Source organism: Agrobacterium sp. LR_9 (assembly GCF_041954855.1).
Classification (GTDB): Bacteria; Pseudomonadota; Alphaproteobacteria; order Rhizobiales; family Rhizobiaceae; genus Agrobacterium; species Agrobacterium leguminum.
In genome coordinates this window covers 93,963-115,368 of sequence record NZ_JAVAYA010000010.1, presented here as the reverse complement: position 1 = coordinate 115,368, position 21,406 = coordinate 93,963, and the positions used below count along the sequence as shown (strand labels likewise).

General features: G+C 61.6%; 19 protein-coding genes. 9 read left to right on the top strand and 10 right to left on the bottom strand.

The annotated features are described in order from the left end of the window. The first annotated feature begins 5 nt into the window (after positions 1 to 5). From RAC79_RS13770 to RAC79_RS13760, 3 genes are read left to right on the top strand one after another with little or no spacing between them, the layout of a single operon-like run. Entirely contained in the window at positions 6 to 878 is an 873-nt protein-coding gene (locus RAC79_RS13770; protein WP_174016266.1) for an ABC transporter permease, read from the top strand. A 21-nt stretch (positions 879 to 899) separates the two neighbouring features. Then, a complete protein-coding gene (locus RAC79_RS13765; protein ID WP_104680035.1) occupies positions 900 to 2,684 on the top strand; it encodes a gamma-glutamyltransferase family protein in 1,785 nt (594 codons plus the stop codon). Between the two features lie 4 nt (positions 2,685 to 2,688). After that, positions 2,689 to 4,500 carry an ABC transporter ATP-binding protein gene (locus tag RAC79_RS13760; RefSeq protein WP_104680036.1) on the top strand — a complete coding sequence of 604 codons (1,812 nt, stop codon included), beginning with the start codon at positions 2,689 to 2,691 and terminating at the stop codon, positions 4,498 to 4,500. A 37-nt stretch (positions 4,501 to 4,537) separates the two neighbouring features. Here the strand turns inward: RAC79_RS13760 and RAC79_RS13755 are convergent, their stop codons facing one another. From RAC79_RS13755 to RAC79_RS13730, 6 genes are read right to left on the bottom strand one after another with little or no spacing between them, the layout of a single operon-like run. After that, positions 4,538 to 5,344, bottom strand: a complete 807-nt coding sequence (locus RAC79_RS13755; RefSeq protein ID WP_104680037.1) for an inositol monophosphatase — start codon at positions 5,342 to 5,344, stop codon at positions 4,538 to 4,540. Continuing rightward, entirely contained in the window at positions 5,341 to 6,177 is an 837-nt protein-coding gene (locus RAC79_RS13750) for a glycerophosphodiester phosphodiesterase (RefSeq protein ID WP_374997155.1), read from the bottom strand. Before RAC79_RS13750 ends, RAC79_RS13755 begins: the two co-directional genes overlap by 4 nt. A 1-nt stretch (position 6,178) precedes the next feature. Then, positions 6,179 to 7,213: an ABC transporter ATP-binding protein gene (locus RAC79_RS13745; protein WP_374997154.1), complete on the bottom strand. Its 1,035-nt coding sequence runs from the start codon at positions 7,211 to 7,213 to the stop codon at positions 6,179 to 6,181. A gap of 9 nt (positions 7,214 to 7,222) precedes the next feature. After that, a complete protein-coding gene (locus tag RAC79_RS13740; RefSeq protein WP_003521664.1) occupies positions 7,223 to 8,047 on the bottom strand; it encodes an ABC transporter permease in 825 nt (274 codons plus the stop codon). A gap of 1 nt (position 8,048) precedes the next feature. Beyond that, positions 8,049 to 8,933, bottom strand: coding sequence for an ABC transporter permease (locus RAC79_RS13735; protein WP_078053878.1), 885 nt, complete (start codon positions 8,931 to 8,933; stop codon positions 8,049 to 8,051). Beyond that, positions 8,930 to 10,081 (bottom strand): extracellular solute-binding protein, encoded by a 1,152-nt coding sequence (locus RAC79_RS13730; RefSeq protein ID WP_003521661.1) that lies wholly within the window; start codon positions 10,079 to 10,081, stop codon positions 8,930 to 8,932. Before RAC79_RS13730 ends, RAC79_RS13735 begins: the two co-directional genes overlap by 4 nt. Before the next feature lie 268 nt (positions 10,082 to 10,349). Between RAC79_RS13730 and RAC79_RS13725 the strand changes: the two genes are divergently transcribed. Beyond that, complete coding sequence (locus RAC79_RS13725) at positions 10,350 to 10,532, top strand: hypothetical protein (protein ID WP_065657718.1); 183 nt, start codon at positions 10,350 to 10,352, stop codon at positions 10,530 to 10,532. Positions 10,533 to 10,580: 48 nt separating this feature from the next. Here RAC79_RS13725 and RAC79_RS13720 read toward each other — a convergent pair whose 3' ends face one another. Next, on the bottom strand, positions 10,581 to 10,784 hold the full coding sequence (locus RAC79_RS13720) for a CsbD family protein (protein ID WP_065657719.1): 204 nt from the start codon (positions 10,782 to 10,784) through the stop codon (positions 10,581 to 10,583). Between the two features lie 179 nt (positions 10,785 to 10,963). On the opposite strand from RAC79_RS13720, the gene RAC79_RS13715 reads away from it, so the two are divergent. The 5 genes from RAC79_RS13715 to RAC79_RS13695 all read left to right on the top strand — a co-directional run bounded on the left by RAC79_RS13715 (position 10,964) and on the right by RAC79_RS13695 (position 17,326). Next, positions 10,964 to 11,290, top strand: a complete 327-nt coding sequence (locus RAC79_RS13715; protein ID WP_020810616.1) for a GCG_CRPN prefix-to-repeats domain-containing protein — start codon at positions 10,964 to 10,966, stop codon at positions 11,288 to 11,290. Between the two features lie 195 nt (positions 11,291 to 11,485). Next, positions 11,486 to 12,181, top strand: coding sequence for a superoxide dismutase (locus RAC79_RS13710; RefSeq protein WP_065657721.1), 696 nt, complete (start codon positions 11,486 to 11,488; stop codon positions 12,179 to 12,181). Positions 12,182 to 12,295: 114 nt separating this feature from the next. Continuing rightward, complete coding sequence (locus tag RAC79_RS13705; RefSeq protein ID WP_142845750.1) at positions 12,296 to 13,285, top strand: tripartite tricarboxylate transporter substrate binding protein; 990 nt, start codon at positions 12,296 to 12,298, stop codon at positions 13,283 to 13,285. Between the two features lie 459 nt (positions 13,286 to 13,744). Next, a complete protein-coding gene (locus RAC79_RS13700) occupies positions 13,745 to 15,535 on the top strand; it encodes an ABC transporter ATP-binding protein (protein WP_104680043.1) in 1,791 nt (596 codons plus the stop codon). A 183-nt stretch (positions 15,536 to 15,718) separates the two neighbouring features. Continuing rightward, positions 15,719 to 17,326, top strand: a complete 1,608-nt coding sequence (locus RAC79_RS13695; protein ID WP_374997153.1) for an ABC-F family ATP-binding cassette domain-containing protein — start codon at positions 15,719 to 15,721, stop codon at positions 17,324 to 17,326. On the opposite strand, the gene RAC79_RS13690 is transcribed toward RAC79_RS13695, so the two are convergent. The 3 genes from RAC79_RS13690 to RAC79_RS13680 are packed head-to-tail and all read right to left on the bottom strand — an operon-like array spanning position 17,320 to position 21,396. Continuing rightward, the gene (locus RAC79_RS13690; protein ID WP_374997152.1) at positions 17,320 to 18,270 is read right to left on the bottom strand and encodes a spore coat U domain-containing protein; all 951 of its coding nucleotides are present in this window, start codon (positions 18,268 to 18,270) and stop codon (positions 17,320 to 17,322) included. The genes RAC79_RS13695 and RAC79_RS13690 overlap by 7 nt on opposite strands. Further along, a complete protein-coding gene (locus RAC79_RS13685) occupies positions 18,267 to 20,705 on the bottom strand; it encodes a fimbria/pilus outer membrane usher protein (RefSeq protein ID WP_374997151.1) in 2,439 nt (812 codons plus the stop codon). The genes RAC79_RS13690 and RAC79_RS13685 overlap by 4 nt, the downstream gene beginning before the upstream one ends. Continuing rightward, positions 20,677 to 21,396: a molecular chaperone gene (locus RAC79_RS13680; protein WP_374997150.1), complete on the bottom strand. Its 720-nt coding sequence runs from the start codon at positions 21,394 to 21,396 to the stop codon at positions 20,677 to 20,679. Before RAC79_RS13680 ends, RAC79_RS13685 begins: the two co-directional genes overlap by 29 nt. Between the last annotated feature and the right edge of the window lie 10 nt (positions 21,397 to 21,406).

Here is a 21,406-nt window from a genome sequence, read left to right as displayed (position 1 = left end):
ATATCATGACCGTTCTCGATCAAAACCTCTCCGTAGCGGTAACGCGGCAGGAAAGCCGCGCCTGGAAGAAGATGAAGCGCAACAAATCGGCGCTTGTCGGCATGGTTATCGTGCTGTTTTTCGCCGTCCTTGCCATCGCCGCGCCGATCCTGCCGATTGCCGATCCGGTGGCGACCAGCTGGTCTGCCATCCGCAAGGCGCCCTCGGCCGCCCATTGGCTCGGCACCGATGATCTCGGCCGAGACATCCTTTCCCGCATGATCTATGGCGCGCGCGCCTCGCTGATGGCGGGCGTGGTCTCGGTGATGATCGCCGTGGTCATCGGCGTGCCCTTTGGCCTGATTTCAGGTTATTTCGGCGGTTGGGTGGATATGGTCATATCCCGCATCACCGAAGCGTTGCTGGCCATGCCGTTTCTCATCATGGCGATTGCGCTTGCCGCCTTCCTCGGCCCGAGCCTCACCAATGCGATGATCGCCATCGGCCTTTCCGCCATGCCGATTTTCGTGCGGCTGACGCGCGGGCAGGTGCTGGCGGTCAAGACCGAAGATTATGTCGAAGGCGCAAGGTCCATCGGGCTCAACCACATCGACATCATGACGCGTTACATCCTGCCGAATGTCTTCGCCCCCATCATCGTGCAGGCGACCCTGACGGTGGCGACCGCCATCATCGCGGAGGCGAGCCTTTCTTTCCTCGGCCTCGGCCAGCAGGTGCCGGCGCCCTCCTGGGGTTCGATGCTGAATACCGCGAAGAATTTCCTCAGCCAGGCGCCGTGGATGACGATGTGGCCCGGCATCGCCATCTTCCTCGTCGTCATCGGCTTCAATCTTCTGGGCGACGGCCTGCGCGACGCGCTCGATCCGCGCGAAGCATGATCTTTTAAAGGAAATATCCGAATGAATGAGTTCACCACACGCCCTGAAATCCTTGGCACCTTCGGCGTCGTTACCTCAACGCACTGGATCGCATCGGCCGTCGGCATGGCGATCCTCGAAAAAGGCGGCAATGCTTTCGACGCGGCCGTCGCCACGGGTTTCGTCCTCCAGATCGTCGAGCCGCATCTTTGCGGTCCGGGCGGAGATATGCCCGCCGTGTTTTATTCGAAGCAGAAGGACAAGGTGGAAGTCATCTGCGCACAGGGCCCGGCCCCGAGCGGTGCGACAATTGAACATTATACGTCGGAAGGGCTGAAGCTGATCCCCGGCGACGGGCTGCTCGCCACCGTCATTCCCGGCGCTTTCGACGGCTGGATGCTGATGCTGCGCGATTATGGCACCATGAGCGTGCGCGAAGTGCTGGAACCCGCCATCTATTATGCCGAGCACGGGCATCCGACATTGCCGCGCGTCTCCGCCACCATAAAGGGTCTGGCCGATTTCTTCGAGAAGGAATGGCCGACATCGCATGAGACGTGGCTGCCGGGTGGCGCGGCACCCGAGCCTCACGCCAATTTCCGCAATCCGGTTCTGGCCGCGACCTATCAGCGGATCGTCACCGAAGCCGAAGCGCGTTCCGGCCGCGAAAACCAGATCGAGGCGGCACGCGATGCCTTTTATCGGGGTTTCGTTGCGGAAGCTATCGACGGTTACGTGAGGACAGCGGAAGTCATGGATGCCAGCGGTGCTAAGCACAAGGGCGTGCTGACGGCGCAGGATATGGCGGACTGGAGCGCGACCGTCGAAGCGCCGCAGACGCTCGACTATCACGACTGGACGATTGCCAAGACGCCCGCCTGGGGGCAGGGCCCGGTTCTGCTGCAATCGCTTGCGCTTCTGAAAGGCTTCGACATTGCGGCCATGGACCCCTCCGGTCCCGATTTCATCCACACCATCGTCGAAGCCATGAAGCTCGCTTATGCAGACCGCGAGGTCTATTACGGCGATCCGGAATTCGGGCAGATCCCGACGGAATATCTCCTGTCGGAAGGCTACAATGCCGGCCGCCGCGCGCTGATAAGCGGCGAGGCCTCGCTGGAGCTGCGCCCCGGCACCGTGCCGGGTTACGAAAAGCAGGTGGACGCCACCATGGCCATGCTGGCCGAGATGAGCGGCACCGGCACGGTCTACGAGCCGACCATGTCGCATCTGACGGAGAAGCGTGGCGATACGGTGCATATCGATGTCATCGACCGCTGGGGCAACATGGTCTCCACCACGCCTTCGGGCGGCTGGCTGCAATCCTCGCCCATCGTGCCCGGCCTCGGTTTCGCGCTCAATTCCCGCGCCCAGATGTTCTGGCTGAAGGAAGGCCTGCCGACCTCACTTGCACCGGGCAAACGCCCGCGCACCACGCTGACGCCTTCGCTTGCGCTGCATCAAGGGCGTCCCGCGATGGTGTTCGGCACGCCGGGCGGCGATCAGCAGGACCAGTGGCAACTGCCCTTCTTCCTGCGTTATGCCCATCACGGCAAGAACCTGCAGGCCGCCATCGATATGCCGCTGTTCCACACCGCGCATTTTCCGGGTTCGTTTTATCCGCGCACCAGTTCGCCGGGTGAAATCACCGTGGAGAGCACCGTGGGCGAAGCGACCTTGCAGGAGCTTCGCCGCCGCGGGCACCGCGTCACGGTTGCCGATGCATGGTCGGTCGGGCGGCTCACCGCCGCGCGTCGCGATGCGGATGGTCTGCTGCGTGCCGCTGCAACACCGCGGCTGATGCAGGCCTATGCGGTAGGGCGGTGACACCATGGAGACAAACCCCGTCCTTTCCGTCCGTAACCTCACCACCTCCTTCCTCGTCGATGGCGCGTGGAAGAGCGTGGTGCGCAATGTGTCCTTCGATGTCGCGCCCGGCGAAACCGTCGCGATTGTCGGCGAATCCGGCTCCGGTAAATCGGTAACGTCGCTGTCTCTTATGCGCCTGCTTGCCCCGGCCTCCAGCCGGATCGAGGGTGAAGTGCTGCTCAACGGGCGCGATCTTCTTGCGCTTTCCGAAAGAGAAATGCGCGGCGTGCGCGGCAACGATATCTCGATGATCTTTCAGGAGCCGATGACCTCGCTCAATCCGATCTTCACCATCGGCCGCCAGATTTCCGAAGTTCTCATCCGGCACAAGGGGCTTTCGAAGCAGGAGGCGCGGGCGGAGACGGTGCGGCTTTTGGAAAAGGTTCGCATTCCCAACGCCTCCGGTCGTTTCGACGAATATCCGCACCAGTTTTCCGGCGGTATGCGCCAGCGGGTGATGATCGCCATGGCGCTCGCCTCACGGCCGAAACTGCTGATCGCCGACGAGCCGACGACGGCGCTCGACGTCACCATTCAGGGCCAGATACTCGATCTTATCAAGCTGTTGCAGGAAGAGGAGGGCATGTCCGTCCTCTTCATCACCCATGACATGGGCGTCGTGGCCGAAATCGCCGACCGGACGATCGTGATGTATCGTGGCGATGAAGTCGAGACCGGACCGACCGAGGACATCTTCCGGCGCGGCAAGCACCCCTATACGCGGGCGCTGCTTTCGGCGGTGCCGAAGCTCGGCTCGATGCGCGACCGGCAATGGCCGACACGGTTTCCGGTGCTCGACATGAAAACCGGCCTTTCGAGCGAGCCGCAGGAGGTGGCCGGAACAGTTGCGAGCGGGCAGACGCCGGTTCTGTCGGTCCGAAACCTTGTGACGCGTTTTGCCATCCGCTCCGGCCTGCTGGCACGCCAGACGGGCGCAGTCCATGCGGTGGAAAATGTCTCCTTCGATCTGTTCCAGGGCGAAACGCTGTCGCTGGTGGGTGAATCCGGCTGCGGAAAATCCACCACCGGCCGCTCGATCATGCGGCTTGTGGAGCCGACGGCCGGCGACGTGTCGCTCGACGGTTACGACGTGATGCGGCTCGATACGGTCGGCCTGCGCAATATGCGCAAATCCGTGCAGATGATCTTTCAGGACCCGTTCTCTTCCCTCAATCCGCGCATGACGGTGGGCACGGCGATTTCCGAGCCCTTCATCAAGCACAAACTGGGCAGCAGCAGACAGGCGAAGGAAAAGACTGCCGATCTCCTCGAAAAGGTGGGCCTGTCCGCCGATATGGCCAGCCGCTACCCCCATGAATTTTCCGGCGGCCAGCGCCAGCGCATCGCCATTGCCCGTGCGCTGGCGCTCGATCCAAAGGTTATCGTTGCCGATGAGAGCGTCTCGGCGCTCGATGTTTCGATCAAGGCGCAGGTCTGCAACCTGCTGCTCGACCTCCAAGAGAGCCTCAACCTCGCCTTCCTGTTCATCTCGCACGATATGGCGGTGGTGGAACGCGTCAGCCATCGTGTGGCGGTGATGTATCTCGGCGAGATCGTCGAGATCGGCCCGCGTGCGGCGGTTTTCGACAATCCGCAACATCCCTATACGAAAAAGCTGATGGCCGCCGTGCCGGTGCCGGACCCGGCAAGGCGCGGGATAAGGCGCGGCATATCCAATGACGAGCTGAAAAGCCCGATACGGGCCATGGGATATGAAACGCCGGTGCGAAACTACAGGACGGTGTCGCCAGGCCACCTGGTGCAGGTGGCCTGAGAAGAGGCGCTGAACGCTTCGAAAAAGAAATCGTTCGTCAGGGGTTCTTGGGCGGAACGTCGCGCAGGTGCTCCATGAGATAGGCATGGGTCGCGGCATTGGCGACGATCAGCGTACCGGTCTTTTCATAGAATTCCGGTCCGCGGCCCCACCAGTCGGTCACGATGCCGCCGGCCTCCTGCACCAGCAGAATGCCGGCTGCCGTGTCCACGAAGCCCGTTTCCTCGTAATAGCCGGTCAGCCGGCCGCAGGCGACGTAAGCGCAGGAATTGGCCGCGCTGCCGACCACGCGGACCGCGCCGATGGGCGCACGAATGGCGTCGAGGCGCTGATAGGCGCCGGGATAAAGCTGGAGATTGGGCGTGGGCAGGCCGGTGCCGACGCACATCAGGGCAACATCGGTGCTGGCATTGACCCGCAGGCGCTCGCCGTTGAGATAGGCGCCGTCCCCCTTGATCGCGGTGAACATCTCGTCGGAAACGGGATTGTAGACCAGCCCGCAGATCGTTTCATTGCCACGGCGAAGCGCGATGGTGATGGTATAGTGCTGGCCGAAGAGGAAATTGGTGGTGCCGTCGATGGGGTCGACCAGCCAGCGGTGATCCCGATCCGCCCCTTCGACGGGCGCGAATTCCTCGCCGGTCAGCCCCCAGGGATATTGCCCTAGCAGGCGCTCGCGGATCAGCGTCTCGGAATCCCTGTCCGCATCGGAAACGAAATCACCCGGTCCCTTGACGCCGATCTCGATCTCACGGAAGCGCCTGAAATGGTCGAGCGTCAATGCGCCGGCTTCGCGGGCGGTGGCGACCATATGGTCGAGGATGGTGCTGTAATTGACTGTCATCGGCTGAAAACCTCGGCGAGCCCTTCCGGATCGTCGGTGGTGATCTGGTCCACCTTAAGCCGCAAGAGGCGTTTCACCTGTTCTATGGATTGCGGTGTGACGCTGTTGATCGTCCAGGCGTCGATCCGGCGGCCGGCGGCATGGATGGGAGCGATGATATCGACGCCCGCGTCCTCGGCGGCAAGCACGATCTCGTAGGCGAGGTAGATCATGTCGGCATCGGGTGCCGTGGCAAGGGCGTCTTCGATGAAGCCCAGATAGTTTCCGCTTGCCTTCAGTGCGGCTAGTGTGCCGCGATGGCAGGGATCATATCCGGTACGAAGACCGGGGGCCGAGCCGGCAAGCGTGGCGATGGCGTCGAAATCGCCGCCCGACAGGATCACCGACTTTGCTATTGGCGAAACGCTCGCCCCGAAACCGGCGACTACCTGAGGTGTAAGCGCCTGCCGGTCTTCCTTGAAATCGAGCTGGAGCAGGGCGTCGGGATGAACGGCGCCCTCGGCAAGCAGGGCGCAAAGGTCTTCGAGCAGCATTACCTTCGCATCGATGGGCTGGCCGTCATTGTCGCGCAGGTGAAGCTGGCGCAGGGCGGCGGCGGATGTATCGCGTACCCGGCCGGTGCCGGTGGTCTCCCGCTCCAGCGTCCGGTCATGTAAAACGGCGCAGCCGTGATCGGCGTGAATGACGAGATCCACCTCGATGCTTGCACCGAGCCGCATCGCCTCGATGATACGCTCGCCGGTAAAGACCGGATCTTCGGCGCGGCGGCGGGCGCGATGCCATTTGAGCCATGTTCTGTGGCCGTCGCGGTCGATAAGGATCGGCTGGTTCATGTCAGCTCCGGTAGATTGGGCGGTTGTCGCGATAGGCCGTGACGGCACGGGGCGAAATCTGTACGCCCTGTCCCGTCTGAAACATATCCGGGTGGGCGACCATGGATTTGATCCTTGTACCATCGGCAAGATCAAGGTCGACAAGGCCGTGGGTGCCATAATCCGTCACCCGGTGCACACTTGCTTGCGGCGTTTCGGAAATCGTCAGATCGATGGCTTCCGGGCGAACGGCGAGAATGGCCGGTCCGTCGGAGACGGGGAGCGGCAGGGTGAAGTCGGCGCGCATGAAGTTTCCGTCTGAAACCGCGCCCTCTATCAGGTTCATGGTGCCGATGAAGCCGGCGACGAACGGGGTCTGCGGTTCGCGATAGATCACATTCGGCCGGTCGATCTGTTCGGTCTTGCCGTTCGCCATCACGACGATGCGGTCGGCCATGGAAAGGGCCTCATCCTGACCGTGGGTGACGAACAGCGTGGTGATGCCGAGACGCTGCTGAATATCGCGCACCTCTTCCCGCAGCCGCTCGCGCAGATGCTGGTCGAGGCTGGCGAAGGGTTCGTCGAGCAGGAGTATTTTCGGTTCGAGAACCAGCGAGCGGGCGAGCGCTACGCGCTGCTGCTGGCCGCCGGAAAGCTGGCCGGTGGCGCGCTCGCCATAACCGGAAAGTCCGACGAGTTCGAGCACCGCCTCCACTTTCTCTCTGATGACGGCAGCCGGCATGCGGCGCAGCTTGAGGCCGAAAGCGAGGTTTTTGAAGACGTTCATGTGGCTCCAGAGCGCGTGGCTCTGAAACACCATGCCGGTCGGCCGCCGCTCCGGCGGCAGGTGGGTGACATCTTCGCCATCGATGGTGATCTGCCCGCCCGTCGGCTGCTCGAAGCCGCCGACCATGCGCAGCAGCGTCGACTTGCCCGAACCGGAGGGGCCGAGAAGGCAGACGAGTTCACCATCGACGACATCTAGCGAGAAGCTGTCGACTGCCTTGGTCCCGCCGGAATAGGTTTTCGTGACCTGGCGGATGTGAAGTACGGACATGATGATTTCCTAACCGCCGAAACCGCGGGCGAATGCGCCGCCACCGATGACGCGGCGGGCGAACATAAGGGCAATGAAGGACGGCACCCAGAGCAGGACGGACAGAACCGCGCCATACTGGATGACCATCTGATTGTTGATGTAGCTGATCATCAGCACCGGCATCGTGCGGATGCCGGGCGCGCCGATCAGCCATGCGCCTTCCGTCTCGTAAAAAGTGCCGACGAAGCTCAGCAGCACGGCGGCGGCGATGGTCGGTCCCGCCTGCGGCAGCGTAATCGACCAGAAGACCCTGAGCGGACTGGCGCCGACATCGCGGGCGGCCTCTTCCATGCGCCGGTCGACAGCCTGAAATGCCGCCACGGGAATCCAGATCATGAACATCAGCGTGCCGACTAGCTGGATGAGAACGACGCCCCAGAAGGTGCCGATGAGGTTGAGCTGCAGAAAAATGGCGGCAATCGCCACCAGAAGCCCGAATTTCGGGAAGGCGTGGCCGGCAAGGAAGGAGAAGAACAGCAGGTTGCGGCCGGGAAAGCTCATGCGCGCAAAGGCATAGGCGGCGGGAAGGCAGATCACCGCTGAAAGCAGCGTTACCACCGTTGTCAGCCGCAGGCTCAGCATCAGCGCGTTCCACACATCGGCGCGGCCGAGCGTCTGGCCCCAGAATCGGAAACCGAACTGCTGGGGAATGACGTTGGGAAAACGCCAGACCTCGGTGAATGCCCAGGTGCCCACCACAAGCAGCGGCCCGACGATGGCGACGGTGAGAAGGGTGGCGAAAAATATGCCGGGCCAGTCCATGCGCGTTCGCGCCGGCGTGAGGGTCGTCATGTCATTTCCCCTGGTTGCGTGCGACCGAACGCACGTAGAACAGGCCGAATGCGATGCAGAAACCGAAAGCGATGACGGCCTGGGTCATGGCGCCGATGGGATCCTGCACTTCGCGCAGCGTGCGCTGCATGAAGGGGCCGAGCATTTCGGGAGAGGCCGGTCCGAGAAGATAGGGCAGGGTGAAGGAGGAGAAAATGCCGAGCACCGAAAAGGAAAGCGCCACGAGGATGGAATTGGAAATGCGCGGCAGGATGATATGCCAGAAGACCTGAAGCGCATTTGCGCCCACATCCCGCGCCGCCTCCACCGACTGGTTGGCGACGCTGCCAAGCCCCGCGAGCAGGATGAGAACGGTCAGCGGAATATTGTCCCAGACGAGACCGATGACCGGTCCCCACGGGGTGAGATAGGGCGTGCGGATTTTCGGCAGGTCGACCGCATTGAGCAATATATCCACCATGCCGTTGGGCCCGAGGACGCGGATGAAGGCGAAGGCGAGGATGATCGAGGGCACGAACATCGGGAAGATGGCGAGCGCCTGCACATAAGCCGAAAGGCGACCTTGCGAAAAGCGCAGGTAGAGCGCGATCGGCAGGCAGATTACGAGCAGGAGGATCGCGCAGACCATGGTCGTCCACAACGTCACGGCAAGATTGTCGAGGCTGTAGCGGTCCGAGAAGAAGAAGCCGTAGCTTGAAAGATCGAAACCCGTTCCACCGTTCGCTCCGGTCCGCCAGACGGTGCGGCCGATGGCGTTGATGGCGGGCCAGATGACGAGCCAGATCATCAGGAACACGGGGATGGCGACGAGCAGGAGGCCGACTGGCCTCCTGCCTGCCGTATTGTCGATGAGCGGGCGAACCGCTCCTTCCGCAACCTCGGTCACGACTTGCGGTCGACGTTGGGAGCGACGTTGCGATACCAGCCATCATTGATGGCGGTTTCCCATTTGCCGGCCGGGAAGGTCGGAATGGTCTGCGGGATGATGTCGGCGAAACGCTTGCGCAGTTCGGCCGGCACATAGTCCCAGGAAACGCCGGGGAAACCGCCGAGTTCGGTGAGGATCGCGCCCTGGATTTCTTCCGACAGCACGAAATTGGCGAGCTTCAGGGCAGCATCGCGATTGGCGCCGTTGGCAAGCACCACGGCGCGCGAGAAATCACCGCAAAGCGCCAGATCCTGAAGCTGGACGAGGCCGGTTTCTTGCGGCAGAACGCCCTGATCGATGGCCTTCAGCACCTGATCGGACCAGACAGGGGTCATGGTGACGACGCCCTGCGAAAGCAGCTGCAGCGACTGTGTGTTGCCGGAGGAATATGCGCCCTTGTCATAGAGCGACGGGGCGATATCGTTCAGCAGCGCCCATGCCTTGCCGAGAGCCTTGTCACCGGCTTCCTGCGTGTAATTATCGACCGTGAAGGCCTTGGGGTCGAGGCCGTTGGCCTGATGGATGGCGCGGCGGACGAAGTTACCGCCGGAGCCGCCCTTGTCGGGACGGTTATAGACGAACTGGCCGGGATTGGCCTTGATCCACTTGACGAGCTCATCCCAGGTCTTCGGTGCATCCGCCGGCTTGAGCTTGCTGGTGTCATAGGCGAGCAGAACCTGGCTGCCGCGATAGGGCAGGCTATATTCGCTGCGGATGGCAAGCGGATTGACGCGCGAATAGTTGGAGAGGCCGGCTTTCGCCATGTTCACATAGATGCCGGCATCGATGCCGCCGGTGGGCAGCAGCGGATCGGCCGTTTCGAAATAATCGGCCTGCGGATCGGTGCCCGTCTGCTTTGCGGCGATGGCGCGCTCGCCGATGGCCGTGATGCCCGCGCTGTCGCCGGCATCGACGAGGTTGAGCTTCAGGCCGGGATTGGCGGCTTCAAAGGCGGGCTTGATCGTATTGGACCAGAAATCGAGGATATTCGTATCCGAACTGGTGTACCAGTCGATCGTGCCCGGAGCGGCGAAGCTCATGCGCGGTGCAAGGGCGAGACCGGCGGCGGCGCCTGCGGCGGACATCATAAAGGTGCGGCGTTTCATCTATGTCTCCGATGTTTTCGGCGCGAGTGGAACTGCTGAGCGCTGACCCCGGGGAAGATGGGGAAGGCTCTGGCCGGTCGTTGCACAGCCGTGCATTTTTTGAACGGGCCGGCGGCGGTTCTAATGTCTTTCCATAACGCTTTCGTGACGGTTGCTGCCGACAGCATCGCCGGCGCACACTGTTCGGGTCGCCGTTCGAAAGCAGGCCCTACTCAAGGCGTCGCCGGACAGGTAGAGTGATCGCGATTGGATTGGAGGGAGGGGAGCGATGATTGCAGCCTATATCGACGAATTTATCATGTTTTGTGCCGGCCTGTGGATGACATGTGTCGGCTTCGGTTATCTGCCGCTGTCAAAAAACACGGTCAGTCAGCCGCCGGTTGTTCGTCACTTCAGATGGATGGGACCTCTGCTGATCGTTATTGCTGCCGTTCTGGCCGCGGCCAGCTGACCGGAGAATCTGCCGCAAAGAAAAACCCCGCCGAAGCGGGGTCTTGTCTTACCAGGGCTGACGTCCATACCAGTCGTCGATGTCTTTCTTGGCCCGGTCCTTTTCGTAACCGTAGCGCTCCTGAATCTTGCCTTCGAGCTGTTCGCGCTTGCCGTTGATGACGTCGAGGTCGTCGTCGGTGAGTTTACCCCACTGCTCCTTGACCTTGCCCTTCATCTGCTTCCAGTTACCTTCAACGCGGTTCCAATCCATTGGTGCTCTCCCTTTTTTGGCTTGCACTGGTAAATGTCCGAACCTCCGCAGGGTTCCGCCGAGCGGCCGAAATGTTCGGCGAAACTGTGGCCTGCTGCCACGAAAAGATCACGATTCATTCAGCCGCAGTTCACCCGGCGGGGCGCTAAATCCCCTCATCCCACAAGGAGGGAGATAAGATGCGCAAGATGATTCTAACCGCCGGATTAATTCTCGGCGCCCTGTTCGGCACCGGCGCCAACGCCATGCCTGTCGGTCAACCGTCTGCACCTTCGGCATCCCACATTCAAAAGGTGGATTATGCCTGCGGACGCGGCTTCCATTTGACTCCGCGCGGCTATTGCCGTCCGAACGGACCGCGTTATGAGCGCGGCTGGGACCGGCGCGACCGCTGGGAAGCTCGCCGTGAATGGCGCGAGCGTCAGGCCAGACGGGAATGGCGTGAGTGGCGCGACCGCAGAGATTATCGCGACTACCGCGATCGTCGCGATTATTATCGATACTGATCGGGCAAGGCCCTCTCTACGTCGGGAGGGCCTTTCTCATATGGCCCGGTGAGGTCCATCCGCTCTCGGGGAGGGTGTGAATACAGCGTCCCTGCTGTAAATCAGCAAGGGCTTAGACAGAATTGCCTTCAATGTGAGGAAACCCGGACGGCAGTTCGGGGTTAGTCCCGTATTACCGTTCATAAGGAGGATACGATGGACATCACCAGACGCACGATTCTCACCGCCGGTGCAGCAACCGCCGCCGCTGCAATCTTTCCCCGCCCGCACGTCGCGCGTGCCGCACTGCCCTTGATGCAGCCCAAACTTCCTTTCGCCGAGGCCGATCTCGCGCCAGTGATTTCGGCGAAAACGGTGGGTCTTCATTATGGAAAACACCACAAGGCCTATTACGACAAGCTGAATGCGCTTGCCGCCGGCACGCCCTATGCCGACATGGAGCTGGCGGATATCGTGACGACATCCGCCAAGTCGAAAGAGGCGGCGGACGTCAAGATCTTCAACAATGCCGCACAGGCGTGGAACCATGTCGCCTATTGGGATCAGTTCGTACCGGGCGGGCCGAACCGGCCGACGGGCGATCTCGCCGCTTCGGTAGACGAGACCTTCGGTGGCTATGATGGTTTCATCAAACGTGCGGTCGATGTCTCCGACACGGTCTTCGGCACCGGCTGGGTGTGGCTCACGCGCGGCGACGACGACCGGCTCGCGCTGATCGGATATGAGGACGGCAAAAATCCCGTCGCTGTCGGTCGCCCGGCCTATCTCGGCATCGACATATGGGAGCATGCCTATTACGTCGATTATGAAAATCGCAAGGCCGAGCATATTCGCGCCGTGCTCGACAAGCTGGTTAACTGGCGTGTCGTCGAAGAACGCCTGAAATCATAAGGATCCTCTTTCTCCTGAAACCTGCCGGCAGCGGCCGGCCGCCTGCGGGTTGCCCTGAGGTGCATTTTAGCTACTATGCGCCCATGGCGAGGAGGCCATGTTACAGGAGGGTTCATGATTTACCGGTCTTCAAAACGGCGCATGGTGCTGAAACTTGCCGCTGCGGCGGTTTCTTTCGGTATGCTGGGAACGGCTGCGCTCGCGCAGGGCTTCCCCGATCGAACGATTACTCTGGTCGTTCCTTTCGCGGCGGGCGGCTCCACCGATGTGGTCGCGCGTGTTATCGCACAGAAGATGGGTGATGAGCTCGGCCAGCAGATCGTCGTTGAAAATGTCGCCGGCGCCGGCGGCAATCTCGGTGCCGACCGCGTGGCCCGCGCCGATCCTGACGGCTATACGATCCTGATGGGAACGGTTGCCACCCACGCCCTCAACCCGCTCATTCTCAAGACCAAGCCTTACGATCCGGAAAAGGATTTCACGCCGGTTTCGCTGCTCGTGGTGGTGCCGAATGTGCTGGTCGTCAATCCGAAGCTCAACGTCAACAGCGTGGCGGAACTGATTGCCCTCTTGAAGGCCGAGCCGGACAAACATGCCTACGCCTCTTCCGGCAATGGCACCCCGCTGCATCTTTCCGGCGAACTGTTCAAGAGCATGGCCGGCGTCAGCATGCAGCATGTTCCCTACAAGGGCGCAGGCCCGGCGCTCAACGATCTGCTCGGCAACCAGATTTCCATCATGTTCGACAATCTGCCGTCGTCGTCCGGACATATCAAATCCGGCACGTTGCGGGCGCTCGGCGTCACGACCAAGGAGCGCGCCTCGTCCTTCCCGGATCTGCCGACAATCGCCGAGACGGTGCCGGGTTATGAGACCTACACCTGGAATGCGCTCTTTGCGCCTGCCGGCACGCCGGCCGAGGTGGTCGAAAAGCTGAATGCCGCGGCCAAAAAGGCGCTTGCCGATCCGGGAGTTGCCGCACGCATGGCGGAATTCAGCGCCAAGATCGTCGCCTCTTCGCCGGATGAGCTGAAAACCCACGTCGCGGCGGAAATCGCCAAGTGGGGACCGGTGGTCAAGGACGCGAATGTGCAGATGGACTGACCGGTAACGGCAGATACCATCCTCATTTTCCGCCACACATCCTGCCGGTTGCGGACGGAAATAACGACCTGACGAAATCGTGGCCGATGCCGTTGTCGCATCGGCCGCGATTCATAGTGACGCACCCAACCGGTGTGGCCATTCCGCATCACTCACCAGCCGGTTGCAAAAACCCGCTTGGCAAGCTCCAACGGCTGAGTTACAAATCTCACTACCGCGTCAGATCGAACAAAGGGAGGCGTTGCATGACACCAGCATTCTTCGAAACCCTCCCGCAGGGAATGACCCGACACTAGGTCATATCCATTCGCGGCCCGCCATCGCGCGCCCGACATGCGGTTTTACTTCCCCCATAGCCCGATTGATCTGACGGGATCACTTCGTCTCCCGCCCGGGCTGTGCCATCCAACTTCCGTTTTGAGGACCGGTCGCCGATTACATGGCGCTGGGCTGGTAAAAATGACTCGCAAGAAGCTCGATTTCCGCGCCGATGCCTATCGACATGTGCTCGGCTTTGTTTTCAACCATTGGCGTCATCGGCCGGCGCTGGTGGGTTTCATCATCGTTCTGGTGATTGCCAGCACGCTGGCCGAAGTGATGGTGCCGGTCTTTTCCGGCCAGATCGTCGATGCCATTGCCGGTGGCAACGGGGCAGACAAGGCGCTGCGCGCCTTCGTCATTGTGGTGGCGCTGGGGCTGGTGAGCGTTGTGCTGCGCTGGTTCATATTCAACGGCATCATCCGGTTGACGTTGAAAATCATGGCGGATGTCGCCAATAACGGCTTCCACAAGGTGCAGCGCTTCTCCACCGACTGGCATGCGAACAGCTTCGCCGGCTCCACGGTCCGCAAGATCACGCGCGGCATGTGGGCGCTGGATTCGCTCAACGACCTGCTGCTCGTCGCGCTTTTGCCATCCATCGTCATGCTGGTGGGCGCCACCATCGTGCTCGGCAGCTACTGGCCGGTCATGGGCCTGATCGTCGGTCTCGGATCGCTGATCTATATCGGCGTTACGGTCGGCCTTTCCATGGGATATGTGTCGCCGGCGGCAAGGCTTGCCAATGCCTGGGATACCAGACTTGGCGGCGCGCTGGCGGATGCCATCAGCTGCAATTCGGTGGTCAAGGCCTTCGGTGCCGAGACCCGCGAAGAAACGCGGCTGGGCCATGTGCTGGTGAAGTGGGACAACCGCACGCGCAGGACATGGAAGCGTGGCACGCTGAACGGCACGATCCAAAGCTTCATGATGGTCTCCATGCAGGCCGGCATTCTGGGTACGGGCCTCATCATGTGGCAAAAGGGGCTGGCGACGCCGGGCGACATTACCTTCGTGCTTGCGATGTTCTTTGTGCTGCAGGGTTATCTGCGCGATGTGGGGCAGGATATCCGCAACCTGCAACGCGCCGTCAACGACATGGAAGAGCTGGTGCTGCTGGACAAGATGCCGCTCGGCATCGAGGACAGGCCGGATGCGGGGCCTATCAAAATTGGAAAGGGCGAGATCGTCTTCGATCACGTCACGTTCCAGTATGGCGCGCATCCCACGCCGCTTTACGATGACTTTTCGGTCACCATCAAGGCGGGTGAACGGGTGGGTCTGGTCGGCCATTCCGGTTCGGGCAAGACAACCTTCGTCAAGCTCATCCAGCGGCTTTACGACATCAGGTCGGGCGCGATCCGCATCGACGGCCAAAATATCGCAGGTGTCACGCAATCGAGCCTGCGCGGCCAGATCGCCATCGTGCAGCAGGAGCCCATCCTGTTCCACCGCACGCTGGCGGAAAACATCGCCTATGGCCGGCCGGACGCCACGCGGCGTCAGATCGAGCAGGCGGCGAAACAGGCCAGCGCCCATGATTTCATCATGTCCCTTCCCAAGGGTTATGAGACGATGGTGGGTGAACGCGGTGTCAAGCTGTCCGGCGGTGAGCGTCAGCGTGTCGCCATCGCCCGTGCATTCCTTGCGGATGCGCCGGTGCTGATACTGGACGAGGCCACTTCCAGCCTCGACAGCGAAAGCGAAGTGCAAATCCAGCAGGCGATGGAGCGGCTGATGGTCGGCCGCACCACGCTCGTCATCGCCCATCGGCTTTCCACCGTCAGGGCGCTGGACCGGCTGCTGGTCTTCGACAGGGGCAGGATTGTCGAAGAGGGTGACCATCAGGCGCTGATCCGCCTCAATGACGGCATCTACCGCCGGCTGTTCGAACGGCAGGCGCTGGAGCTGACCAAGGGTCTGGTGGCCTGAAAAAAACCAAACGCCGGGGGGTATCCTCCCGGCGTTCCCTTCCCGAACATTGACCCCGCGCCACGAACACGCCGCTTTTTTCGCGTAAGGGCGTGTTCTGCGCAACACCAACAGGACGGTGAACCATGGATTTCCACCCGATCACAAAGCCGCAACGCCTTGTCATCAGGGGAACCCATATCCATGCCGCATTCCATCACTCTCTCGGACCTGTCGTGGTCGACACCTGACGGTCATCCGCTCTTTTCTAACATCAATCTTCGCTTCGGACCCGAACGCACCGGTCTCGTTGGGCGTAACGGTGTCGGCAAGACGACGCTTCTGAAACTGATCGCCGGCGAACTGTCGCCGTCCGCGGGCACGGTTTCCGTATCGGGCAGCGTCAATCTTCTGCGCCAGAGCGTGCAGGTTGTGTCCGACGAGACCGTCGCCGACCTGTTCGAAGCGCGCGATGCGCTGGAGGCGCTTGCCCGTGCGCAGGCGGGAACGGCCACTCTGGAAGAGCTTGAAGACATCGACTGGATGCTGGAGGAGAAAATTGCCGGGGCGCTTGCGCAGGTCGGGTTGGACGCCTTACCCTCCACACCGCTTTCGGCGCTATCCGGCGGACAGCGCACGCGGGCCGCACTTGCGGCTCAAATTCATGCCGCGCCGGATTTCCTGATCCTCGACGAACCGACCAACAATCTCGACCGGGACGGACGCATTTTCGTTGCCGATTTTCTGGCGGGCTGGCGCGGCGGAGCGATCGTCGTCAGCCATGATCGGGAGCTTCTCGAAACCCTCGATGCGATTGTGGAAATGACGACGCTCGGCGCCACCCGTTACGGCGGCAACTGGAGCCACTACCGCGCACAAAAAGCGCTGGAACTGGCCGCCGCCGAACAGGACTTTGCGAATGCGGAAAAGCGTCTGTCGGATGTCAAGCGCCGGTCGCAGGAAGCCTTGGAGCGCAAGGCTCGCCGTGATAGCAGGGGTGCTGCAAAAGCGGCGAGGGGAGACATGCCTCGTATCCTTGTCGGTGCGATGAAAAGGCGTGCCGAAAAGACGAGCGGCGACAACGCCAATCTGGCCAGCCGCCTGACAGCCGAGGCGACGGAAGACCTGAAGACGGCGCGTGAGCGGATCGAAATCCTGCAGGGCGTCAGTGTCACATTGCCACCTAGCGGGCTGCACGCGACAAAGACCGTGCTCAGCCTGCAAAATCTGACTGCGGGGTATCAGGCCGAACACCCCGTGCTTCGCGACCTGTCCTTCGAGATCATCGGGCCGCAACGCGTTGCCGTCACCGGTCCGAACGGGTCTGGAAAAACGACGCTGCTTTCGGTGATCACCGGGGACTTGCCGCCATTCGAAGGCGCGGTGCATATCGGGGTGAAGGCCGTGTTTCTCGACCAGCAGGTCAGCCTGCTCGATGCGAGCCTGTCCATTCGCGACAACTTCCTTCGGCTTAACCCTGAGGCCGGGGAGAATGCCTGCCGCTCCGCGCTTGCGCGCTTCATGTTTCGTGCCGATGCCGCCTTGCAGATCGTTGCAACGCTCTCGGGCGGGCAGATGCTCAGGGCCGGTCTCGCCTGTGTTCTGGGAGGCCCGCAGCCTCCGCAATTGCTGATCCTCGACGAGCCGACCAACCATCTGGATATCGATTCCATCGCGGCCGTGGAGGCTGGCCTTCAGGCCTATGACGGCGCCTTGCTGGTGGTCAGCCACGATGAGGCTTTCCTCTCCGCCATTGGCATCGAAAGGCGGCTGGAACTTGGGAAGTCAGAGATGCGTCCGGGCGCTCAGTAGTTCACCGTCACGACGACCGTATCGGAGTAGTTTCCCGGCGCTGGCGTGTTCTGCGCCGGGACGCGGCCATAGACGGTCAATGTCTGCAGGCTGCCAGTTCCGGTGCCGGTGGCTATTTCGCCCGCCGCACTTCCCCAGACATTCGTGCGGTTCACGTCGCGGTAGAGACCATAGGTTATCGATCCGCCCGCCTGCACCATCTGGCGCGCGGCCGGCGGGCTGTTGCTCAGGCCGCCATTGAGCGCCACACTGTAGCTCAGATTGGTGGTGCAGGTCAGATTGATCGCTCCGGTCGCATTGACTGCCGTGTTCAGCACCCCGTGACTGCCGAAATCGATGTTCTGGGCCGAGATGATGCAGGTGGGCGCCACGGCGGCCGACACGTTGAACGGCACCTGCGTGGGGTTCTGGGTCACGGAAGAGCAGCTCGGTGCAAGCAGGGTAAAGGTCGTATAGGTGAAGCTCGTTTCCGCGCCGGCGAAGCTGGAAAGATAAAGGCCGCGCGCTGCCGAGGCCTGACCGGCGTTGATCCGGCCATAGACCGTACGACTCGTGGTGTTGATCAGGAGCGGCAGTGCCATATCGATTGGCGGAGGCGAGCCGAGTGCGGGCTGCGTGATCGATCCCCATGAGGTTGTCCGCGCCGAGTTCTGGTAGAGTTGGTAATTGAGGATGTTGCTGCCCTGAAGCATGCGACGGATGCCGCCCGACTGCCCGCCGCTTCCGGCATTGATGTTGGGGCAGATGCGGATGGAAAGCGCCAGCGACAGGGGGTTGGAGCAGGTGACTGACAATGTCGCCGTCGTGTCCACGGCGCTGCCGCTTGCAAGATTGACGAAGCCGAAATTCATGTCCGACATGCTGAAGGTGCAGCTTTGCGCCAGTACCGGTGAAGCCGGGAGGAACGCGGCGATGGCAAGGGCGGTACGGGTCAGGACCTTCATTGGATGCTCCTGCATAGTGTTTCGAAAGTTGCGCGTGAATTGCCGGCAGAAGGCACGGTGATCTGGGATTCGCATTCGCCCTTCGTCGGCTGCATGATGCGGAGCCGATGCGTCTTGCTGATATTGTCGAGATAGGCCTGTCCGTCATAACCGACGATGAAATCGCGCTTGCCGTCGATTTTGCCGGTCGATCCGGTTTCGATGAATTGGCCGCTCTCGTCTTTCAGCGTCACCAGCGCCACCTGACCCTCGGTTTCCACCTTGAAATTGACCACCGCGCCGGCCTGTTGCGTCGGCCTGACCGTCTGTTTCGTCCGGTCGATGCGGGCGTCGACCGGAAGATTGCTCGGGTCGAGCGTGATGTTGTTGACGTCATAGGAACGCAGGTTCGGAAGCAATATCTTGCCGCGGCGGTTGGTCTGGCCGATGGGGCGGTTTTCCAAAAGGATATCGACACCGGGCGCGCCCGCATCCACCACGGCGAAAGCGTCGTCGATCCGGTTGCCGACAAAGACATCGCCGCCGGCGAGCGCTATCGATCCTTCGATCTGCGCATAGGCCTGTGTCGTGCGGTTGAATTGGTCGACGCCGGCCGAAACGCGCGCGGCGCTGCCGCGGTAGCTGCCGGAAACGGAGGCGATGTCGTTGCCGCCGGTCGAGCCGCGCAGGCGCCAGCCATAACTTCCCTCGGCCTGCTCTTCGGATTTTCCGACCTCGGCCGTCAGCGAATATCCATCCGCATCCGACGACATGCCGGCCGAGCCGGAGACGCCGCCGCCGAACGACCAGGAGAGGCCTGCGAAGATGCCGTAGGATTTGTTGTCCGCAAGGTCCTTGTAGGAGGTGATGAAGATATTGCCGTTCTCGCCGAACGGCCGCGTGGCGGAAAGGCCGAGCAGCCGGGATCGCCTTTCATCGAAGGTTTCGAGTTCCGTATAGGAGAAATTGAGGCTGGTCTCATCGAAACCGAGCTGGGTGGAAACGGAAATCTGGTCGAGGGCACGCGGCGGCCGCGCGCTCAGCAGCCCGGATGCCGTGCGGATATCGGACAGGTCGGCGGAGACGGAGGCCATATCGTGATAATCGCCGAATGTCCTTTGCGACCGTGCGTGAAATTTTACCCCCAGCAATTCCGCTTCGACGCTTGCGGAAAGCTGATAACCGCTTTCCGCGCCAAAGCGGCTCGATGTGCCCGAAACCGCCGCCAGTCCCTGCGCTCCAAGGGTGAAGACGCCGCCAAAGCCGATATTGTAGAAATTCTCACCGCCTTCCGCATGGCCTTCCAGCGTCAGACTGTCCGACACGCCATAACGCAGCGTCGCAGAGCCCAGCGGTTTGTCATCGTAATCGAAAGACGAGGTTCCGTAATTGCGCCGGGCAAAACCAAGTTCGGCCGAAAAATCGATGAGGCCCTGCGCCAGCAGATCCGGTGAAGCATAAAAGGGCGTTTCGGACACGGTTTCGCGCCCCAGCGCATCCCGCACCACCAGCCGCGCATTGCCCGCGCCGCTGATGACAGGGAGATTGGTGATCGAGAACGGCCCTTCGGGAACATCCTGCGACAGGCGGCGGACATTGTTGACATAGACGTCGACGGTGGAGGGCACGGCAGCGGAGCCGGCAAATTCCGGCATCGGCATGGTGACGATATCCGGCCGCAGGTCGAAATTGCGGCGTATCTGCAGGCCGCCCAGCCGTGTCGGGCGTGTCCAGCTCAGCCCGCCGGTGATGAGATCGCCGGCCCGATAGCTCGTCAGCGTGTCCTCGTCCGAATAGCTCCAGGTGGTATCGAGACGCTGGGTATCGAACTCCGACAGGCGCGATGTGCTCAGAACCTGCGACGAGGAGAGCACGCCGAGCGGACCGAAGGCCCTGCTTTCCAAAAGGGCCGAGACACCGTTGAAATCGGCGATATCCGACCATTTGTTACCGCCAGAGGAACCGTAGATCGTGTAATTCACCAGACCTCCAAAATCGCTCGTGGCCTTTTCCCGGGTCTCCTCGTCTTGCTTCTGCGCAATCTTGCCGGAGGCGTCGATCACCCTGTTTGCCCGCGCCGCCACCGGCAGGGTGAAATGCATGGACTGGGTGCCTTCATCGTAACGCGCCACCACATCCGGCAGCCGGGAAATATCGATCCAGCCATCATCGCCGGCAGCGCTTTCAACCGGGGAAATCCCGATATTCGTGAGCTGTTCCGGCTCGATGAGAAACGATCCGGCGTCGTTTTGACGAAATGTGGCGATCAGTTCTGTCGAAACATCGTTGATGTAGACTTCGAGCTGCAACTGTCCCGCGTCTTTTGCGGCAAAAGAGGCCGGTTGCGCCGCAGGGGGTATATCCTGCGCCACGGAGAAATTGCCCGATGAAATGACCGTCAGAGCGGCAATCGTCAAAACGGCGAGATCAGCCGCCCGAGACGCGCGCCGTCGCATTGACGGGGCCGCCTTCGCTGTCTGCCGAAATCTTCAGCGTGCCGCCGCCTTTTTTGCCGCCCGTTGCCGGAACCACAAAGCTTGCGGCGGATCCGCCAAGCACATATCCCACCAGCCCCTGCTGTCGGGCAAGCGCCTGCCCGTTGCTACCGGAAAGCATCAGGTTGGCGATCCTTATGCGCTTAGCGCCCGTATTGGACACCGAGACCCGGTAGCCATTGCCCTGCGGCGTTACCTTCCAGGCCGGTTCCGCATCGCCTGTGGAGGCGGGTGAGAAGAAAACGGGTATGGAGTGGCGCACCACCAGATTGACCGTGCCGGATTGCGGTTTTCCCGCCGGCGGCAATTCGTCGACGATGACGCGGTAACTCTCTTCGGTCCTGAGCGGCGCCTTGGATAGCCGAACGATGCGGATGAGGTTTTCCGCGCCTCCCTTCAGCTGCGTCATCGGCGGGCTGGCGACGACGTCCTGCGCCGCCGTATAGACGTCCTGCCCATTCTGCTGGGTCCAGCGGAATATCCTGACCTGAACGTTGATCGGGGTTTTCGCATCGTTCCAGATGCGGAGGCTGGAGGCCGCCGTGGGCGCTTTAAGATCCAGAAGAACGGGTGCGACCCGTAGCGAGGCAGACTGTGAAGGTGAAACACTCAAACCGGCAAAAAACGCAGCCGCTAAGGTAAAAACACGCATGCGCGATCCT